The organism is Actinomyces wuliandei (assembly GCF_004010955.1).
Classification (GTDB): Bacteria; Actinomycetota; Actinomycetes; order Actinomycetales; family Actinomycetaceae; genus Actinomyces; species Actinomyces wuliandei.
This window is the reverse complement of record NZ_CP025227.1, coordinates 63,552-80,884: the sequence shown is the minus strand read 5'-3', so window position 1 is coordinate 80,884 and position 17,333 is coordinate 63,552. Positions and strand designations below refer to the sequence as shown.

Annotated in this window: 20 protein-coding genes; 18 read left to right on the top strand and 2 right to left on the bottom strand. The window is 66.6% G+C overall.

What is annotated here, in order from left to right:
• The first annotated feature begins 3 nt into the window (after positions 1 to 3).
• The gene (locus CWS50_RS00370; protein WP_127841202.1) at positions 4 to 906 is read left to right on the top strand and encodes an ABC transporter permease; all 903 of its coding nucleotides are present in this window, start codon (positions 4 to 6) and stop codon (positions 904 to 906) included.
• A 116-nt stretch (positions 907 to 1,022) separates the two neighbouring features.
• Here the strand turns inward: CWS50_RS00370 and CWS50_RS00365 are convergent, their stop codons facing one another.
• Together CWS50_RS00365 and CWS50_RS00360 are read right to left on the bottom strand one after the other, a co-directional pair.
• Positions 1,023 to 1,220 carry a hypothetical protein gene (locus CWS50_RS00365; protein ID WP_127841201.1) on the bottom strand — a complete coding sequence of 66 codons (198 nt, stop codon included), beginning with the start codon at positions 1,218 to 1,220 and terminating at the stop codon, positions 1,023 to 1,025.
• A 143-nt stretch (positions 1,221 to 1,363) separates the two neighbouring features.
• Entirely contained in the window at positions 1,364 to 1,549 is a 186-nt protein-coding gene (locus CWS50_RS00360; protein ID WP_127841200.1) for a hypothetical protein, read from the bottom strand.
• A gap of 660 nt (positions 1,550 to 2,209) precedes the next feature.
• On the opposite strand from CWS50_RS00360, the gene CWS50_RS00355 reads away from it, so the two are divergent.
• The 17 genes from CWS50_RS00355 to CWS50_RS00280 all read left to right on the top strand — a co-directional run bounded on the left by CWS50_RS00355 (position 2,210) and on the right by CWS50_RS00280 (position 17,330).
• Entirely contained in the window at positions 2,210 to 2,890 is a 681-nt protein-coding gene (locus CWS50_RS00355) for a sensor histidine kinase (RefSeq protein ID WP_127841199.1), read from the top strand.
• Entirely contained in the window at positions 2,811 to 3,401 is a 591-nt protein-coding gene (locus tag CWS50_RS00350; RefSeq protein ID WP_127841198.1) for a sensor histidine kinase, read from the top strand. The genes CWS50_RS00355 and CWS50_RS00350 overlap by 80 nt, the downstream gene beginning before the upstream one ends.
• The gene (locus CWS50_RS00345) at positions 3,398 to 3,940 is read left to right on the top strand and encodes a response regulator (protein ID WP_243118372.1); all 543 of its coding nucleotides are present in this window, start codon (positions 3,398 to 3,400) and stop codon (positions 3,938 to 3,940) included. The genes CWS50_RS00350 and CWS50_RS00345 overlap by 4 nt, the downstream gene beginning before the upstream one ends.
• Entirely contained in the window at positions 3,874 to 4,122 is a 249-nt protein-coding gene (locus CWS50_RS13910; protein WP_341472750.1) for a response regulator transcription factor, read from the top strand. The genes CWS50_RS00345 and CWS50_RS13910 overlap by 67 nt, the downstream gene beginning before the upstream one ends.
• Positions 4,123 to 4,789: 667 nt before the next feature.
• Positions 4,790 to 5,950 carry a sensor histidine kinase gene (locus CWS50_RS00340; RefSeq protein WP_243118371.1) on the top strand — a complete coding sequence of 387 codons (1,161 nt, stop codon included), beginning with the start codon at positions 4,790 to 4,792 and terminating at the stop codon, positions 5,948 to 5,950.
• Positions 5,950 to 6,633, top strand: a complete 684-nt coding sequence (locus CWS50_RS00335) for a response regulator transcription factor (RefSeq protein WP_127841197.1) — start codon at positions 5,950 to 5,952, stop codon at positions 6,631 to 6,633. The genes CWS50_RS00340 and CWS50_RS00335 overlap by 1 nt, the downstream gene beginning before the upstream one ends.
• Positions 6,634 to 7,493: 860 nt before the next feature.
• Positions 7,494 to 7,925 carry an acyl-CoA thioesterase gene (locus CWS50_RS12845; protein WP_164860032.1) on the top strand — a complete coding sequence of 144 codons (432 nt, stop codon included), beginning with the start codon at positions 7,494 to 7,496 and terminating at the stop codon, positions 7,923 to 7,925.
• 123 nt (positions 7,926 to 8,048) lie between these two features.
• Positions 8,049 to 9,467, top strand: coding sequence for an MFS transporter (locus tag CWS50_RS00325; RefSeq protein ID WP_127841195.1), 1,419 nt, complete (start codon positions 8,049 to 8,051; stop codon positions 9,465 to 9,467).
• 702 nt (positions 9,468 to 10,169) lie between these two features.
• Complete coding sequence (locus CWS50_RS00320) at positions 10,170 to 11,333, top strand: FAD-dependent oxidoreductase (protein ID WP_164860031.1); 1,164 nt, start codon at positions 10,170 to 10,172, stop codon at positions 11,331 to 11,333.
• A gap of 96 nt (positions 11,334 to 11,429) precedes the next feature.
• Entirely contained in the window at positions 11,430 to 11,705 is a 276-nt protein-coding gene (locus CWS50_RS00315; protein ID WP_127841193.1) for an acyl carrier protein, read from the top strand.
• Positions 11,702 to 12,943 (top strand): beta-ketoacyl-[acyl-carrier-protein] synthase family protein, encoded by a 1,242-nt coding sequence (locus CWS50_RS00310; RefSeq protein ID WP_127841192.1) that lies wholly within the window; start codon positions 11,702 to 11,704, stop codon positions 12,941 to 12,943. Before CWS50_RS00315 ends, CWS50_RS00310 begins: the two co-directional genes overlap by 4 nt.
• A gap of 3 nt (positions 12,944 to 12,946) precedes the next feature.
• On the top strand, positions 12,947 to 14,023 hold the full coding sequence (locus CWS50_RS00305) for a beta-ketoacyl synthase N-terminal-like domain-containing protein (RefSeq protein WP_127841191.1): 1,077 nt from the start codon (positions 12,947 to 12,949) through the stop codon (positions 14,021 to 14,023).
• A gap of 86 nt (positions 14,024 to 14,109) precedes the next feature.
• Complete coding sequence (locus CWS50_RS00300; protein WP_127841190.1) at positions 14,110 to 15,039, top strand: AfsA-related hotdog domain-containing protein; 930 nt, start codon at positions 14,110 to 14,112, stop codon at positions 15,037 to 15,039.
• The gene (locus CWS50_RS00295; RefSeq protein WP_127841189.1) at positions 15,036 to 15,704 is read left to right on the top strand and encodes an HAD-IA family hydrolase; all 669 of its coding nucleotides are present in this window, start codon (positions 15,036 to 15,038) and stop codon (positions 15,702 to 15,704) included. The genes CWS50_RS00300 and CWS50_RS00295 overlap by 4 nt, the downstream gene beginning before the upstream one ends.
• Positions 15,701 to 16,432, top strand: coding sequence for an SDR family NAD(P)-dependent oxidoreductase (locus CWS50_RS00290; RefSeq protein WP_127841188.1), 732 nt, complete (start codon positions 15,701 to 15,703; stop codon positions 16,430 to 16,432). Before CWS50_RS00295 ends, CWS50_RS00290 begins: the two co-directional genes overlap by 4 nt.
• 2 nt (positions 16,433 to 16,434) lie before the next feature.
• Positions 16,435 to 16,878, top strand: a complete 444-nt coding sequence (locus tag CWS50_RS00285; RefSeq protein WP_127843112.1) for an ApeI family dehydratase — start codon at positions 16,435 to 16,437, stop codon at positions 16,876 to 16,878.
• Positions 16,875 to 17,330, top strand: a complete 456-nt coding sequence (locus CWS50_RS00280) for a hotdog family protein (protein WP_127841187.1) — start codon at positions 16,875 to 16,877, stop codon at positions 17,328 to 17,330. Before CWS50_RS00285 ends, CWS50_RS00280 begins: the two co-directional genes overlap by 4 nt.
• The last annotated feature ends 3 nt before the right edge of the window (positions 17,331 to 17,333 follow it).

Genomic DNA, 17,333 nt, shown 5'->3' with positions numbered 1-17,333 from the left:
CCCATGACCAGCGTCACCATGACTACCTCCATGCCTGGCAGGCCCAGCATGCCAGGCCAGCCCACCACGACAACGGGCCAGGTGCTGCGGCCCAGCGCCAGCACACCCGCACCCATTCGCCCCAGCCCGCACAGCGGGACTGGCGGCTGGCTGCGCGAACGGATCCTGCTGCCCTTGGCTCTTGAGCACGCCAAGTCCAGGCGCCCCTGGATCCTCCCCGCCCTGGCCTTAGCCCTGGCCGCCCTCAACGTCGCCAACGGGGCTGGCAGGTACATGTCCTACACCGAGAGCTTCCAGGCCCAGGGCATCACCTGGCAGGTCGTGTGGGGCCAGGGCGGGCTGCTGTGGAGCGTCTTCTTCCTGCCCATGCTGATCACCTTCCATGCCGCCGGCCTCACCCGTATGGAGCACGAGCACGACAACTGGCGCCGCATGGCTACCTACGGCGCCGCCACCACCACCTACACCGGCAAGCTCGCCCTGATCACCCTGTTCGCCCTCTACTGCCAGACGGCCTTCCTCCTGCTCGTACTGGCTGCCAGCACCGCCCTGGGCTTCCACCTCACCCTCACCGACCTCGCCACCATGACCACCTGGGTTCTCCTGGGCACACTGGGAGCCGTCACCATCGCCACCGCCCAGCTGCTCATCGGCATCTACGTGCCCAGCCTCGCCACCACCGTCCTGACCGGCCTGGGAGCCTCCTTCCTCAGCCTGGCCCTCACCCTCGTCGCCCCACCACTCACCGGCATCTACCCCTACTCCCAGGCCACCATCGGCATGCAGGCCCGCACACTGTCCACACCCTCACCCGCAGGTCTCACCTGGTTCCTCGTCTGGAACGGCATCCTCATCACCGCCACCGTCCTCCTCAGCAGGCGGGCACTCAGAAAAAAGCAGCACTGATGCCACGGAAATCTAGCGAGTACGCGTTGACGGGCCTGAGGGGCAGGCAAGCATATGCTGTCATAGCATGAGTTACCTACCGTACTCGCACGCAAGACTACCCGGGTATCACCGGATCATTCACGGTCACCCGTCCTCCGTATGCTGGCAAGCAGCACTCCAAGCAGCAGCATCTCCATCACGACGAGGACGGATATAACCACCGCCCTCATAAGGCCGTCGGCAAAAAGCAACACCAGCATGGCAATCGATACCAGCCAGCCCGACCAGGCGATAGCCATGACCCTCGTCTTACCGGAGGATACATCAAGCACGTTAGGTCCCTCTTCTGCATAAACGTCGGAGTCACCGGACCCTGCCGCCTCCCCTCAAGGAGACAGCGGGACCAGGATGCCCTGTCCCAAAAGGTGGGTGCAGCGCCCCGAGGGGCGGATATCTACTCGTGGCGGAAACTGCCCTACTTCTTGCCCCTCGTCCTCACGACGACCGCAGTAAGAACCCCAACAAGGACAAGCATAACCGCAATATTGACGAACTGAAGATGGGGTGCATCAATAAACACGGCACCCAACGCGGCTAGAGCCCCGAGGGCAACAATCAGGGCCGCTATAACTCCAGATGTTCTCATAGACTTGTCGGACACTGTGTCTCCTTAAATTGAGATGGAAAGGTATCCGATCCGCGTGAGGACATCCGTTCTTACGCGGACCGGGTGGGCTCGGACAGAATCAGGTAGCAACCGCATCGCCGCGACACCAGCACCACCCCCCAAAGACAGACTCGGCAGAGGGCGACGACGGCACAGGCGTGTAGACCCTCGAAGCAGAGCAGCCCGGATAAGGAAAGGCACCTTGCGGGGCAGCGGGCACATTGATAGTACGGGTGAGGGGCGTGCGGATCCGCCAACCGGGCTAGCCGACCAGACGAGGCTTCCCGGGCGGGCAGCAGCAGCCCGTCTGCCCAGTACTGTTCCCGGCTGCCGGTCAAGGCTTCCCCGGGCGGGCACCTGCAGCCCGGAGCCGAACCCGGCCAGACCGGTGAGGCTGCCGAACAGCAGACCACCCCGTGACGCTGTCGATGGACAGCACCAACAGCCCTGGTGCAGCCGATGCGCAGACGGTGCGCCACGTCGCCTGCTGTCAATCTCATGAGTCCGGGCACCTTCTCGTAAAAACTAAGTTGCTCACAATAACGATCACTCTTCACTTGCCTCTCCGCGCAACTTATGTACGGCGCAGCCACCCCGACGCACGCACCCCACTGGCCCTTGACAAATCCGTGACACGTGCTGTAGGAAATTCCTATGGGCGTGTCGAGCGGGCGCGAGCGGGCCGGGACCGGCCAGCCAGGCGCAACAGCCTCGGAACCGCCAGTGCCTCGTGACGAGCGCAGGCGCTACGCCACCGCCGGGTTCCTCATCGGGCTGGTCAACCTGGTGCTCATGATGACTCTCATCGAGCCTGCAAGCCTGGCACGCCTGGCCTTCCTCCTTTTGGCGCTTCTCACCCTGACAACAATGCCGATGCGCCCGCTGACCGGTGCCGTGACCTACCTGGCGCTGTGGGTGGTCCTTCTCGGGTTCCCGGGACCACACGCCGACGACGTCGCCATCACCCACGCGGCTCTCTTCTTCTTCCTGGGGCGCTTCCTGCCCCTGTGGGCCGCACTGTGCCTGGGAGCAGCAGTTCCACTGGCCGCTGTCGCACTCACCTCCCCACCCACAGTGCTACCTTGGCTGTTCCTTCTTGCCTGCACCCTTCCACCGGGTGCGCTCTTACGACGCAGGGAGGCCACGCTGCGTCAGGAGATCACCGCTGGGGAAGAACGGCTGGAGGCCGTGCGCGCCGAGGTGGCACGGGAGATGCATGACCTGGTGGCCTACTCCATGTCCCAGACCGTGCTGCGTGCCCGCGGCAGCCGCGGACCCCTCCTACCCGGAGGACGTACGCCAGGAACTCCAGGCGATCAGCGCTACGGCTGCTGACGCGCTCCACGAGCTGCGCCTGGTGGTGCGGGCGCTGCGGCGTACCCAGGCAGGCTCCGCGCTGGAGGACCCCTCAACCAGTCCGCAGACCGTGGCCGTCGACCTGGACGCGGCGCTCCAGGCCGTTGCCGACGACCTGTCCGCCTCCGGGTTCACCGTCACGCTGCGCAGCACAGACGAGGGCGAGTGCCCTCGGCTCCATGCCGCCACCTTGTCCCGGGTAGCACGTGAGATGGGGGCCAACATCATGCGCCACGGCACCACCGACCAGCCGGTGATGATCACCCTGGTCAAGAAAGCCAGCCATGTGCGCCTGATCTCGACCAACGGTATCTCCCCCAGCCCCGCCCACGACCTGCCTACCTCGGGCACAGGACTCCTGGGTATGCGGGAGAGGCTCGCCGCTGTCGACGGCTCCCTGTCCACCCAGGAAGAGGACGGCAGCTGGACCGCCTCCGCAGTCGTGCCGCTGGAGCCACCACCCGCCCTCCCGCAGGAGACACCACCATGACCAGCACCGAGACAACCGCCACGATCCGCGTCGGGATCGCCGACGACGACCCCCTGGTACGCCGCACCCTCACCAGCCTGCTGTCCAGCACCGAGCAGGTGCACGTCGCCTGGACCGCCAAGGACGGCCAGGAGGCCCTCGGGCTCATCCGCTCCCCGGACACCCCGTCCGTCCAGGCCCTCCTTCTTGACGTCCAGATGCCCCGCACGGACGGGCTTACCCTCGCCCAGATCCTCCACCAGGAGGTCCCCGACCTGGCCGTCCTCATCCTGACCGCCTTTGCCACCGACTCCGCCATGGAGCAGGCCATGGCTGCAGGAGTACGCGGATTCGTCGCCAAGGACGACGACATCACCTCCTTGGTAGGGACCATCCAGCAGGCTGTCGCAGGTAACTTCGTCATGTCCCCGACGGTCTCAGCCGTCGTCGCGGAGCACCTCCAGCCAGACGGCGCCCACAGTACCTCCCACTCATCACCCTCCTCGCCTGGGGGTCGCAGCGGCACGCCTCTGCAGCGCTCCCCAACGGCGTCACACTGACCGCCCGGGAGCAGGAGATCCTGGCCCTCCTCGCTGAGTCCCTGACCAACAAGCAGATCGCCCGCCGTCTTACCCTCAGCCAGGCCACGGTCAAGGCCCACGTCTCCGCCATTATCGCCAAGCTCGGTGTGCGGGACCGGGTCGGCGCCGTCGTCTACGCCCTCAACAACCACCTCCTCTAGCCGGGCCCAGCACTCCGGTGGGCGGGGCGCCGACCAGGTGGCTACGAGGCTACGGCGTCAGTCATCCCCGGCACCCACGTGGGCGGGGCGCCGGCCGGTGGTTGACGGCGGCCTCCTCTGGAGCCGGCCCCGGCCCGGGCCACCGCCTGCAGCCAGAAGCACGACCTGGCTACCGGCCAACCGACCAGGCCGCACGGCCGGTGCCAGGACACGGCAGCCGGAGGAGGATGGCCCTGCCACCAACCACCAGCACCCGGAAGGAGTACCCATGCACACGCTGCACCTCATTAGCATCGTCGCCCACGACGGAGCACTGGCCTGGCTCGACAGGCTGTTCTGGTCGTAAGCAGCACGCCACAGCAGACACCGGCGCCCACCGCGTGTCCGGGCAGCTCACCAAAGCCGACCAGCCCAAGCCCATCACTGCCACCCCCAGCACTGCCAGGTCACCGACGCCAGCGGCTGGCTGGCAGACCCGCGAAGCCCCACGGGAACCACCGCACGTCACCACCCACACCACTGACCGCGGCCTCCTCCGCTCCCGCCCTCCACAACCACACCGCAGCAACGGAAACTCCCAATCTCTCCCACCTGCCCCCAGATGTGAGATGAGGTTGCGACGCCGTTGACCTTGACAGATCTGTGATACACGATATATCACAGTGTTGTGGGGGTATCTACCGGACCCAGGCAGATCCTCCGCCGCCCGCTACGGTCGGCGGACCACTGGCCGTACGCCGTGGCCGGGCTCCTCCTGGGCCTGGCCAACATGGCGTTCGTCCTGGTCTACGGTGGCACCCTCAGCCCGCAGCGTCTTGCCTTCCCTCTCCTGGCGCTACTGGTGCTGCCCCTCGTCGCGCTGCGCCCGCTGCCAGGTGCCCTGGCCTACCTGCTGCTGTGGGCAGCCTTCCTTCACACCCCCACCGCCCTCCCAGGCGACCTCCTGGCACCCACGGCTGTCTTCCTTTTCCTCCTGGGACGCTTCCTGCCCCCGTGGTCCGCGCTCGCCCTGGCCTCGGTGCTCCCGGTGGCTGCCGTCGTCCCCTTCGGCCTCTATCAGACCGCCGTCCACCAGTTGTTTCTCCTCAGCTGCTCACTCATCCCGGGAATGCTCCTGCGCCACCGGGACCTTGCCCTCCAGCGGGAGATCTCCAGCGCTGCCGAGCACCTGGCCTACACCCAGGCCGTGGCCAGGGAGATGCACGACCTCGTGGCCTACTCCATGTCCCAAACCGCGCTACGCGCTCAGCGCGCGGCAGTTGACAGCTCCTACCCGGCTGAGGCCCAGCAGGAGTTCAGCGCTATCGCAGCCACTGCGGCCGACGCCCTGCACGAGCTTCGTCTTGTCCTGGGACCACTGCGCCGCGGCCAGGGATTCGGGCCGCGCTCCTCGCTCACTAGCCCAGACGCTGTGGGGGTTGACCTGGAGACAGCTGTGCAGGCCATCAGCGACGACCTGGCCGCCTCCGGCTTCAGCGTCACCTTCCACAGCACCGGGGACGGACAGTGCAGCCGCCTCCAGGCTGCTACCCTCTCCAGGGTCGCCCGGGAGATGGGTGCCAACATCCTGCGGCACGGCACAACCTACCAGCCAGTCACGATCACCCTCGCCCGGCGGCCTGAGCAGGTACGTCTGGTGATGACCAACGGTGTCTCGGTGGCGACCTCCCACAACCTTCCCACCTCGGGCACCGGCATTCGAGGGATGAAGGAGAGGCTGACCGCTATCGACGGCACGCTGGCGACGCTGAAGGAAGGGGGCACCTGGATGGCCTCAGCCACCGTCCCTCTCTCCTCACCACCCTCGACCTCCCTGGAGAGACCCTGATGATCAGTATCGGCATCGCGGACGACGACGCCCTGGTACGCCGCACCCTGGCTGATCTCCTCGCCAGAAACGAGGACGTCTCCGTGACCTGGAACGCGAAGGACGGTCAGGAGGCCCTCGAGTACATACGCTCCCCCGAGGTCCCTGCGGTCCAGGCGGTCCTCCTGGACGTCCACATGCCTCAACCAGACGGCCTCACCCTGGCCACGACCCTCCAGGACGAGGCCCCCGACCTGGCCGTCCTCATCCTCACCACTTTTGTCAACGACTCAATTATTGAGCGGGCTATGGCCGCTGGGGTCCGTGGTTTCGTAGCCAAGGAAGACGGCATCACCTCCCTGGCGCGCACCATCCGTCAGGCTGTTGACGGCAACCTCGTCCTGTCTCCGACGTCGTCGGCCTTCGTCACCAGGCGCTACCAGGCGGACCAGGCCGACGCCACCTCATCGCCCGGCACCGCCCTCCCCGCTCCCTCCGAGGCCTTCCACGAAGTCAGGCTCTCTGAGCGTGAGCAGGAGGTGCTGGCGCTCCTCGTGGACGCCCTGAGCAACAAGCAGATCGCCAGCCAGCTCACACTCAGCGAGGCAACGGTCAAGACCCACGTGTCCACGATCATCGCCAAGCTGGGCGTGCCGGACCGGGTGGGCGCAGCCGTCTACGCGCTGCGGCACAACCTCGTCTGACCTCCTACCGCCAGGGCGTGCTCGTGGTGCGGGCATTCCTGAAGGCGCTGGGCAGGCCGCAGCGGAGCCGGGTGGGTTGCACATCTTCGGGGGCCTGGTGGTCACAGGCGTCGGAGCCGGCTTGTCCCCTGAGGCTGGGCCAGGCCCAGAGAACCGCCCGCTGCCGCGGACTGCGCCGGGCTCAGCGCAGGAGGAGCCAAGGCCGCCCCTCCCCGCCCCTGGCCCCACGTGCCCCATGATGTGCAGCAGCCTTCTTGCCACACACCATGGGGCCGGCGCCAGAGCCCGGCCCAGGTGCTGGCCAGCCCGCATCCCGCAGAACCACGCGGAACCCACCACCACGCCACCCCACGAGCACACCCAACAACCGACCCAAGATGTGCAACCCCCACACCCACCCCCGACAAGCAGCCCCAGGGCACGTCCTGCCGACGGCTAGACGTCTCGACACATAATAGGTACACTAGAGGGCGTCACCATCCGTCGCTTTTATATGCCGCAGGCACGACACTCATACAATCGACGCACGCGGCGAGGTCGCATTTCATCCTATCGGCTACACCAAACGGCCGATGCGCCGCCCGCAGGTTTCGAGCACAATCTCCTTTGTCCCAATCAAATCAACGAGGCGCCGAAACGTGCAGGATTCCACAACCCCGGGTTCTGCGCTGCTGAAAGCCTGTCCCTCAGCCCGTCTCGCGCAATTTACGCGCACCTCCCGGCAGACACCTGCGCACCGGGAGGAGTGTGTCACTGAAAGGAATGGAGCCAACTATGTGCACGACACCACCGAAGATAGATGCAGCGTCACATTCCGAATCACCTGGACTTGCTTCGGTCGACAGCGCTCTCCCACTCTCGTGAGCAGCAGTTTCACGGAGGAGGCACATGCGGCCAAAACGGGCGACCCAAACTCTGTCAAGGTGGCTCTTCGCTGGTCCGACGTAGACCAGTACGGCCATATAAATAACTGCGCCATCATGCGTCTCCTCGAAGAGGCGCGCCTCAGGTGGCTATACAGGTCCGGCTACTTCAAGGACATGGCGGCGGTCGTGGCGAGCCACCAGGTCACCTACCTTCGGCCCCTCTACTACTCAGAGGAGCCCGCGCTGGTGACAGTCGCACCGATCCTGGTGCGACGGGGGAGTTTCGACCTCCGCCACGTCATCCGGGACGCAGCCGACTCGGAGATAGCCCGTGCTACGACAAGGCTTGTGCTCATTGACCTGGAGACACAGCATCCGCAGTCTCTCCCGGACGGGCTCAACGCTTTCCTGACATCCAGGATATAAGGCCGGGCCAAGCACAGTTGCAACCGCCCAGCAGGGCCATTTGTCGGCATGTTATATTGACTCAATATGCACTGCCACCGGGTAATATGACTACGCCGCACCTTTCGTGGAGAGGATAAGCCGATGACAGCAGAGCAAGTTACGACGGAGACCAGATACCACTTCCCCCCGGCAGGCCAGGCGGTCCTTCTCCTGGCTGCGGCGATGACGACGATCGACTCCTTCATCGTCAACGTGTCCCTTCCCTCCATCCAGTCCTCCCTTGACGCGGACGCCTCACGGTCCCAGTTCGTGATCAGCGGCTACACGCTCGTGTACGCGCTCCTGCTGGTGTTCGGCGGGCGCTCGGGGGACCGCAGAGGCCGCCGTAGAATGCTGGAGATCGGAACCGTGGGGTTCACGGCAGCCTCCCTGGTCTGCGGGCTGGCCCCGTCCATCGAGGTGCTCATCGCCGCCCGCGTGGTTCAAGGGGCCTTTGCGGCACTGATACTTCCGCAGATCATGTCCACCATCCAGACTGCCCTGGTCGAGCCGGCAAAGACCAGAGTCCTCAGCTACTACGCAGCGATAGGCGGTCTCGCGGCTGCCATCGGGCAACTCCTCGGAGGGGTCCTGGTATGGGCCAATATAGGCGGGCTGAGTTGGAGACTCATCTTTCTCATCAACCTGCCCCTGGGAGCGCTCGTGTTCTTTGGCGCCCGCGCCTGGGCGCCGGAGACGAGGTCCGACAAGCCCGACGACAACGACCTGGGCGGTACTATCCTGTTCGGTGCCGCCGTGCTGGCCCTGCTCATCCCCCTGAGCCTGGGCAGCCAGGTCTCCTGGGCGCCGTGGACCTGGGTGCTAGGGGCAGTCTCGCTGGTCCTCCTTGCCGCCCTGTGGAGGTACGAGACGCGGATCGAGAGCCGCGACCGCGCGGCACTCATCCCGCCCTCGCTCCTGCGCGTGACCACCATGCGCCGGGGCCTCCTGGTGCTGGGAAGCGGCTTCATGATGTTCGGAGGCTACCTCTTCGTGTTCGCCCTTTCCATGCAGAACGGCAACAGCATGACCCCTCTGGAGTCAGGAATGTCCATGGCTCCCATGGCGCTGGGACAGTTCTGGGGAGCAATGCAGGCGCCAAAGCTGATCGGCCGCATCGGTATACGCACGCTCCAGGTCGGAGGCCTGGCCCAGGGGCTCGGCGCCGCCGCCGTCATCCTGCCCGCCTACCTGTACTGGCCCCACATGCACTTCTACCACCTCCTCCTCGGGATGTTCCTCATCGGGCTCGGCAACGGCCTCTTCGTTCCTATCATCTACCGGACCGTGCTGGCAGCCATCCCGCCGCAGCGCGTCGGCCTCGGGAGCGGGCTGATTACCACGGTTCAGCAGACGACCGTTGCCATGGGAGTGGCAGCCCTGGGGGCCGTGTTCTCCGTCGCCGCCACCATGCAAGCCGGATTTATCTGGGTACTGGGAATTTTCATCACCGTCGCCATCCTCTACATTATGTTTGGCGCACGCATTGATGCCAACCCAGGTGACAAGCAGGCACGCTAGACCCCCGAGCCACTATTCACTATGAGCGCGCCCTCTCCCCTTCCTGAACGCAGCCACCTGGTCCTGCCGACGCACCCCGACCGCGCTGTCAGCCCCCGTCACCAGTCAAGCCAACCTGCACCAGGAGGCCTCTGAGCCCTACCACAGACACACAGCACCACTCGGCCAGACCCGTGCAACCGCACCAGCACCGGCCTCCACCCACCCAAGCACCAGGCCTCGGCCTCTCTGCAGCCTCTCCGTCACCACGCGTCACCCGGGCGCAGCAGACAACCACCTCCCGTATAAGTAGCACCGAGCCCCCACGTCGGAAGCCGCCACCCTACCCTCAGGGGTCCCGTAACACCGGCAGGAGCAGCGGAACCACCCCGCCCCGCACCCGCCACAACATGCACACCTTCTCCATTGACGGAAGAGGCGCCGCCCCCACAGCGACACCCCACCCGACAACGCGCCTCATCACCCACAGGGCTGCCTGCCAGCACCTACGACACCTGTCCCCGTTAAGGCGCCCCCACGGAGCAGAAGCCGAGGCATCTCGCACCGGCAACGAGAGTCCCCGGCGCCAAGGGCCAGGGCAAGGTTTCAACAACAATTTAAGAGCAACAGATTTATCGGGGCCACTCGGATGAAGTTCCAGTACGTCCCACACAGTAGTCACCAATGTAACCTCTGTAAATATATTATCACGGAGAAAGAGAATTGAACTCAGACACACTTGTCATCGGTGGGGGACCCTCTGGCCTCACAGCCGGGTGCTGCCTGGTCGAGCGCGGACAGAGCGTCAGGATCATCCGAAAGCACCCCCTACTGACCAGCCAGTCCCGCGCAACGGTCCTGTGGCCCAAGGCGCTGGAGGTCCTGCACCCTTTCGGCATCGCGGAGAGGCTCCGGCCTCTTGGTGACGTCATCAACAGCCTCTCCTACTACTCCGACGGCCGCCAAATCGGCACGCTCAGCACCCGGCTGCTGGAAGGCACACGGTTCGACTACGCGCTGGGCATCTCCCAGCACAACGTCGAGACAGCCCTGACCGAGGTCTTCACGGCCCGGGGCGGAGTCATTGAGGACGCCGAGGTCACCGACCTCACGCAGGACGACGACTCAGTCCTCCTGACCATCCGCTCCTTTGACGGAACAGTGCGCCAGGAGCGGGCTAAGCACTGCGTGGTCGCCGACGGCGCCAAGAGCCTGGGCCGGGAGAAGCTCGGTCTGCGCATGGAGGACCTGCGCGACACCGTCGAGTTCCAGATCGCCGACGTCAGGGCCGAGGGGCTTCCTCGCGACGAGGCATTCTACTGGTGGTCCCAGTACGGGGCCATTGCCGTGGCTCCCCACGACCAGACGACCTACCGCCTGGCCTATCCTGCCGTCACAGGGACCCCGGCACCGGACGCGGTATCGACGCAGTACCTGGAGTCCCTGCTGGACCAGCGGGGTCCGTCCAACCCCGACAGGCATGTCACGCAGCTGATCACAACGGCAAACTTTGTGGCCCGGTTCGCCGTCGTGGACCAGTTCGCCAAGGGGCGCTGCTACCTAACCGGGGACGCTGCCCACGTCATGGCACCTACCGGTGCCCAGAACATGAACGCAGGCATGCTGGACGCGGTGTGCGCCAGCAAGTTCATCATGGGCGACATCGAGCCCGTCGACTCAGGCACCCCTCTGGCACAGCTCTACGACAAGATGCGTCGCGCCAGCATTGACAAGGTGTTCGACACCGCGCTCGGGCACGCCAGGGACGGCGCAGCCATGACCCCCGAGAGCATCGCCGAGCGAGACACCAGGTACGCGCTCCTGGAGAACCCGGACGCGGCACGGGCACGGCTTACCCGCATGTCTCAGCTCGACATTGAGGCGTGAGGCGGGCACTGCCCGTCTCCAGCGGCTGGTCCCCAGCCAGTGGGCACTCGTGTCTTTATGCCCACAAACCATGTGAAAGAAATGGAGTAACCAGAAATGACAAGCAGCACCAGCAATGAGATCCGCGACGCCATCAGCGAGATCGTGGTCGAGGAGCTCGAGCTCGATATCGAGGTCGACGAGCTGGATCCGCACGCGGACCTCATCGACGAGTACGGCGCCGACTCCCTGGGTCTGATCCAGGTCCTGGCACAGATCAACAAGACCCTCGGCATCCGCGTGCCGCGCGAGGAGGCGGCTGACCTTCGCACGCTCGACCTGCTCGTGGCGAAGACGGTCCGGCTGCAGGCCGAGCAGGGTAGCGACAAATGAGCCGCAGCAGACGAGTCGTCGTCACCGGGCTCGGCCCGGTGAGCAGCATCGGTATCGGGGCGGAGGAGTTCCGTGCCCTGCTGTTCGCGGGAGAGAGCGGCATCTCCCCCGTGGAGTCTTTCGACACCAGCGACTTCCAGGCGACGCTGGCGGGTGAGGTGAAAAACTTCGACCCCGCAGATGTTGTCGAGAACATCAACCCCCGTCGCTGGGGACGTACCGCACAGCTGGCCGCTGCGGCCGCCAGGCTGGCGGTACGCGACGCAGGACTCGACCTCGACCAGGAGACAAGGCTGAGCACAGGGGTCGTCATCGGGACGACCAACGGCGAGTCGCAGGCCCTGGACGAGCTGACCGTCCAGTGGCACGAACGTGGTCCAGGGCGCATGGCACCAACCGTCGTGCGCCAGATCCCGGCTGGCAACATTGCTGCCGCCGTGGCCACGGAGCTCCAGGTCGAGGGCGACGTCATGTGCCTGCCGACCGCCTGCTCGGCCGCCAACTACGCCATCGGCTCAGCCGCCGACAGTATTGCGACCGGTAGTGCGGACGTCATGCTGGCCGGGGGTGCCGACTCCGTCAACCGCACGACGCACGCCGGGTTCATGAGCCTGGGCGCTATCGCCAAGGAGCTGCCGCAGCCCTTTGACGCAGACCGCTCGGGCATCGTGACGGCTGAGGGCGGCGCGGTACTGGTCCTGGAGGAGCTGAGTCACGCCCTGCGGCGAGAAGCACCGATCTACGCCGAGGTACTGGGCTACGGTCTCAACTGCGACGCCCACCACATCGTGCACCCGGATGCCACGAGCATCTCGGAGTGCATCAGGCGCACCCTCGCGCAGGCCAACATCACCCCGGACGACGTCGACTACGTCTGCGCCCACGGCACGGGCACTCCGACCAACGACGTCACCGAGGTCTCGGCCACCCGCATGGTCTACGGGGACGACCACCCCCCGGTCAGCTCCATCAAGTCCATGCTCGGGCACACCATGGGTGCTGCCAGCGGGTTCGGCGCGATCGCCTGCTGCCAGGCCATCCAGATCCAGAAGCTGCCGCCCACGACCAACCTGAGGACGGTCGACCCCGAGCTCGGCGAGGGAATCGACTTCGTCGCGGGCAGCTCGCGCCCGGCACGGGTGCGGACCGCGCTCAACCACGGATTCGCCTTCGGCGGAAACAACGCGATAACCGTCTTCTCAGAGTTCCACAAGGACTCGGCGGACAAGGAGGTGTGACGCATGGGAGCCCCTGAGATGCAGATCAGCGAGTGCGCGGTCCTGACGGCGGCCGGAAACAGCATGGACACGCTCACCGAGGCCATCGACAGGCCCCTGGGCAGCCGTGCGCCGTCAGAGCTCGGCGCGCTTCCCGACCCGGAGGTGTACGAGGGGGTCCCGGGACGCGTGGCCGCAGTCCCGGACTTCCGCATTGAGGACTATGTCCCCCGGCGCGGCACGAGGAGCCTTGACCGTATGACACGGCTGGGCATCGCGGCCAGCGTCCTGCTGAGGCGCCAGATGGAGGAGCGGCGTGACATCGCTGCCGACTCCTGGCGCGAGACAGGAATCTCCCTGGGGACGAGCGCAGGCAGCCTGAGGAGCAACGTCGACCTCACCCTCGACGTGATCCGCGGGCGTGGTGCGGACCTGATCAACCCCAAGGTCTTCCCGAACAGCACCATGAACTGCTGCGCGAGCCAGGTCGCGATCTGGAACGACTTCCACGGACCGAACGCCACAGTGGCCAACGGCACCGTCAGCGCCCTGTCCGCCCTGCGCTACGCCTCACGGCTCATGTCCCTGGGGCACTGCTCCCGGATGCTGGTCGGCAGTGTCGAGGAGCTCTCCCCCCAGCGAGCCTGGGGAACGCGCCTGAGCGGCAGGATCGACAGCGAGGTGGTGATCGGGGAGTCAGCCACCCTGTTCAGCCTGGAGCCTGCGGGGGCGTCACCGAGCCCGGTGGCGACAGTCACCGGCTGCGAGGTGGCCTTCTGCCCTATCTCCGCCGACGGTGCCCGGTCCGAGACTCTCCGGCGGGTGGTGGACCGCGTGTGCAGCCAGCCCGAGGACGTGGACCTGGTGGTCCCCGGAGCCACCGGCACGGTCTGGCAGCTCAGCGAGGAGCGCTCGCTGGAGCACGTCACCGGCCGTCGCCTTGACGTGCGACGCTCCGTGGGCGACTGCGGCGCCGGGACCTCTGGCGTCCAGGTGGCCGCGGCCCTGACGTGCGCGGGGCCAGGCGACCGCGTCCTGCTCACCAGCATGGACGAGTCAGGGGTGGTGGCTGCCGCCACGCTCCAGATGTGCCGCTCGTGAGCCGAGGTCCCAGCCAGACGACGCCACAGACGCCACTAGCGACACCGTCACCGACACTGCCGCACGCACAAGGAGGGACACAGCGTATGGCACCACAGGCAGCAACGGTCGCCCCCCGGAACCTGGTCCACCGTCAGCACGAGCAGGAGGTGCTCGTCTCGGCTCCCACCAGGCTGGAGGACGGGCTGTACGAGAGCGCACCGGGTCCGGGAGAACCGTCTCCCTACTACCGGGACCACCCGCACTCGTACTGGGCGGACGTCCTGTTCCTGGCCGAGCTCGGCAGGCAGGCGGGAATGAGCGCCGGCCACGCCTACGCGGGGCTCTCACTGGGTACCGCGTTCTTCTTCAACTCGGTCATGGTGGAGATCCTCGACCTGCCCAGGCTCAACGGGCTGCGGGACAGGCCCCGGGTCCGCACCCGTCAGGAGGTCCTGGCCACCCGCAAGGACGGCACGCCCCGGCAGCTGGTCTTCTCCCAGGAGATCATCGACCCTGCCGACGCGCCCCTGGCCCGGACCAGGATGGAGGTCCAGGGCCTCCAAGCCGCCAAGTACGAGGAGATACGCAGGTACCAGCGGGGCGGGTCGCAGCCACCCCGGACGTCCACCGTCGAGGTCCAGGCCGTTTCCGGCACGCACGTGCTCCCGAGCTCGCTGCTGGGACGGGAGGACATGAGCAACGTCGTCGTCTCCGACCTGGACTGTGGCCCGGGACGCTCGCGCGCGAGGCTGTCACCGGACTTCGCCAACACCAGCCTCTTCGACCACGACTACGACCACTACCCTGCCATGGTCCTCATTGAGGCCGGTCGGCAGGTGACGGTGGGCTCGGCGTCGGGAGGAAACGGGTTTCCTGTCGTCACCTCGGTGAGTGCGAGGTTTCCCGGGTTCGCCGAGCTCGACGCGGTCACGACCGTCTCCGCACAGGAGTGCGCCAACCGGTTCGAGGTGTCTGTGGAGCAGAACGGCTCTGCCGTCTCCTCCATGCAGATGGCCGTGGAGTGGTTGCGATGACTCTCGCCATATGGACGGACTTCCGGGGTGTGCTCACCGTCCCACTGTCTGAGGGGTTCGCACGCTACTGCCAGGACAAGCCCTTCACGCCCCGGCAGCTGGGTACCTGCCTCGCGGCTCTGGCCAGCAGGCACGGGTGTCCGGACGGGATGGCCGTCCTGGACTCAGGCGTGCTGACCGAGCGCGAGTGGCTCGACGAGATCTCCGGCCTGCTGTCACAGCAGTTCGGTATTACCGGCAGCGTCTCCGGGATGGCCGACGAGTGGTGGTCCGACAGGAGGCTCAACCACCAGTGGCTGCGCTTTCTTGAGGAACGCAGGCAGGCCGGGGACTTCGTCGCTGTCATGTCCAACCTCCCGCCCGAGTGGCAGGGCCGCTTCGAGGAGTTCCTGCCCTGGCACGACCTGTTTGACGCGGTCGTCGTGTCATGCGAGGTGGGCGCCAGGAAGCCCGAGCCCGGCATCTTCAGGGAGGCGGAGCGTGTCAGCAGCCTTCCGGCAGGCAGCAGCGTGCTCGTCGACGACATCACCGCCAACGTCCAGGGAGCCAGGGACGCTGGCTGGAACGCCGTCGTCGGCGGAGGCGACGCCACCGACGACAGCATCGCGTACATAGAAGAACTCGCCAGCCTGCACAGCGGGCTGCAGGAAGGACAGCACTCATGACGGAAGAGTCAGCAGGGCCCGCGCGGTCCGCGTTCGTCACTGGCGCCAGCCGAGGGCTCGGTGCCGCCATCGCCAGGGACCTGGCCGCTCAGGGGTACCGTGTGGTCGGCACGGCACGAAACCCTGCCGAGGACGTCGTTGACGGCGTCTCGTTCGTGGCCTGCGACGTCACGGACCCCGGCTCCATCCGCAGCGCGGTCGCCCAGGCCCGTGACCTCGTGGGGACGATAGACATCGTGGTGACCAGTGCGGGAGTCATGCACGACGGCCCGCTCGTCTCCCTCCCCCAGGAGGCCGTGGACGACGTCATCACCACCAACCTGCTCGGCTCAGTCAACGTGGCCCGCGAGACCCTGGGCGACATGATGATGAACCAGTGGGGGCGCCTGGTGTTCGTGGGCTCCGTGGTCGCCATGTGGGGGTCCCCCGGGCAGGTCAACTACGGCGCCTCAAAGGGCGGGCTGGTGGGGGCCGCGAGGTCGCTGGCCTGGGAGCTGGGGAGGTTCGGGGTCACTGTCAACGTCATCCTGCCCGGCCTGATCGACACGGGCATGGCGGCCAACGTCTCCGCCAAGCGCCACAAGGAGCTGATGGCGGGCACGCCGATGCGCCGCCCCGGCAGACCGGAGGAGGTGACCTCCCTGGTGTCCTACCTGGTCTCAGAGGGGGCGGGGTACATCACGGGCGCGTCGATTCCTGTCAGCGGCGGCGCCGGGATGGGGCTGTGACCATGACCGCCCCTGAGACGCTGGCCCCTGGGACACCAGCACCTGGGACACCGGGGACACTGTCAGTACGCCCGGACGCCCGGCGCCTCCCTCTTGTCGCCCTGGACCGCTGCGAGGTGGAGGGGGAGCCGGTGCGGTCCGCAAAGACGGTGCGCACCGACGACCCCTACCTCGCGGGGCACTTCCCCTCCCTCACCGTCTACCCCGGGGTCTTCCTGCTGGAGGGGGTCCAGCAGACGCTGGAGACCGCCCTGGACGGCGCCCTGGGAGGGGTCGAGCTCGTCGAGGTCCGGTCCATACGTATCTCCCGACCCGCCTTCGCGGGACAGACAGTTGACTTTGACACTACTGTCACCCACGACGGCGACCTGGTGCTCACCAGCACCTCCTGCACGGTCGCGGGGCGGCGGACGGCCAGCATCAAGGCATCCTGGAGGCGGCGATGACTCACGGAGTTCCCGATCCCGGGCATCTTCTCCCCTACGGCTATCCTGCGCTGCACGTCGACAGGGTGACCGGCTACGAGGCAGGCAGGCTGACTGCGGTCAAGGCGGTCTCCTCCCACGAGCTGGACGCGATGGCGGGTGGCTCCTCACGTCCGGCGCAGCTGCCCGCGAGCCTCATGATCGAGTCGTTCCTCCAGGCCTGCGGGATCCTGCTCAAGCACGAGGCTGAGGGAGACCAGGAGACCCTGGTGGTCTTCGCTGCGGCGCGCGGGATGACGGTGCAGGACCTCCCCCGTGCGGGCGAGCTTGTCGTCCACACGGTCGAGTGCCTGGACCGCGACGGCGACGTGGCCGAGTTCACCGGGTCGTCAGCCACCTCGGAGGGGCGCCCGCTCATGAGCGTCACGCGGGTGACGGCGCTGCAGAGGCCGGCGGCGAGCCTGGGCCAGTAAGCA

What these genes read in the sequence shown, in the direction of transcription:
- CWS50_RS00325 (WP_127841195.1), top strand. Translation starts at nt 8,049, where the DNA reads ATGACAGCAGAGCAAGTTACGACGGAGACCAGATACCACTTCCCCCCG.
- CWS50_RS00295 (WP_127841189.1), top strand. Translation starts at nt 15,036, where the DNA reads ATGACTCTCGCCATATGGACGGACTTCCGGGGTGTGCTCACCGTCCCA.
- CWS50_RS00305 (WP_127841191.1), top strand. Translation starts at nt 12,947, where the DNA reads ATGGGAGCCCCTGAGATGCAGATCAGCGAGTGCGCGGTCCTGACGGCG.
- CWS50_RS00280 (WP_127841187.1), top strand. Translation starts at nt 16,875, where the DNA reads ATGACTCACGGAGTTCCCGATCCCGGGCATCTTCTCCCCTACGGCTAT.
- CWS50_RS00315 (WP_127841193.1), top strand. Translation starts at nt 11,430, where the DNA reads ATGACAAGCAGCACCAGCAATGAGATCCGCGACGCCATCAGCGAGATC.
- CWS50_RS00335 (WP_127841197.1), top strand. Translation starts at nt 5,950, where the DNA reads ATGATCAGTATCGGCATCGCGGACGACGACGCCCTGGTACGCCGCACC.
- CWS50_RS00355 (WP_127841199.1), top strand. Translation starts at nt 2,210, where the DNA reads ATGGGCGTGTCGAGCGGGCGCGAGCGGGCCGGGACCGGCCAGCCAGGC.
- CWS50_RS00290 (WP_127841188.1), top strand. Translation starts at nt 15,701, where the DNA reads ATGACGGAAGAGTCAGCAGGGCCCGCGCGGTCCGCGTTCGTCACTGGC.
- CWS50_RS00300 (WP_127841190.1), top strand. Translation starts at nt 14,110, where the DNA reads ATGGCACCACAGGCAGCAACGGTCGCCCCCCGGAACCTGGTCCACCGT.
- CWS50_RS00310 (WP_127841192.1), top strand. Translation starts at nt 11,702, where the DNA reads ATGAGCCGCAGCAGACGAGTCGTCGTCACCGGGCTCGGCCCGGTGAGC.
- CWS50_RS00345 (WP_243118372.1), top strand. Translation starts at nt 3,398, where the DNA reads ATGACCAGCACCGAGACAACCGCCACGATCCGCGTCGGGATCGCCGAC.
- CWS50_RS00285 (WP_127843112.1), top strand. Translation starts at nt 16,435, where the DNA reads ATGACCGCCCCTGAGACGCTGGCCCCTGGGACACCAGCACCTGGGACA.
- CWS50_RS00370 (WP_127841202.1), top strand. Translation starts at nt 4, where the DNA reads ATGACCAGCGTCACCATGACTACCTCCATGCCTGGCAGGCCCAGCATG.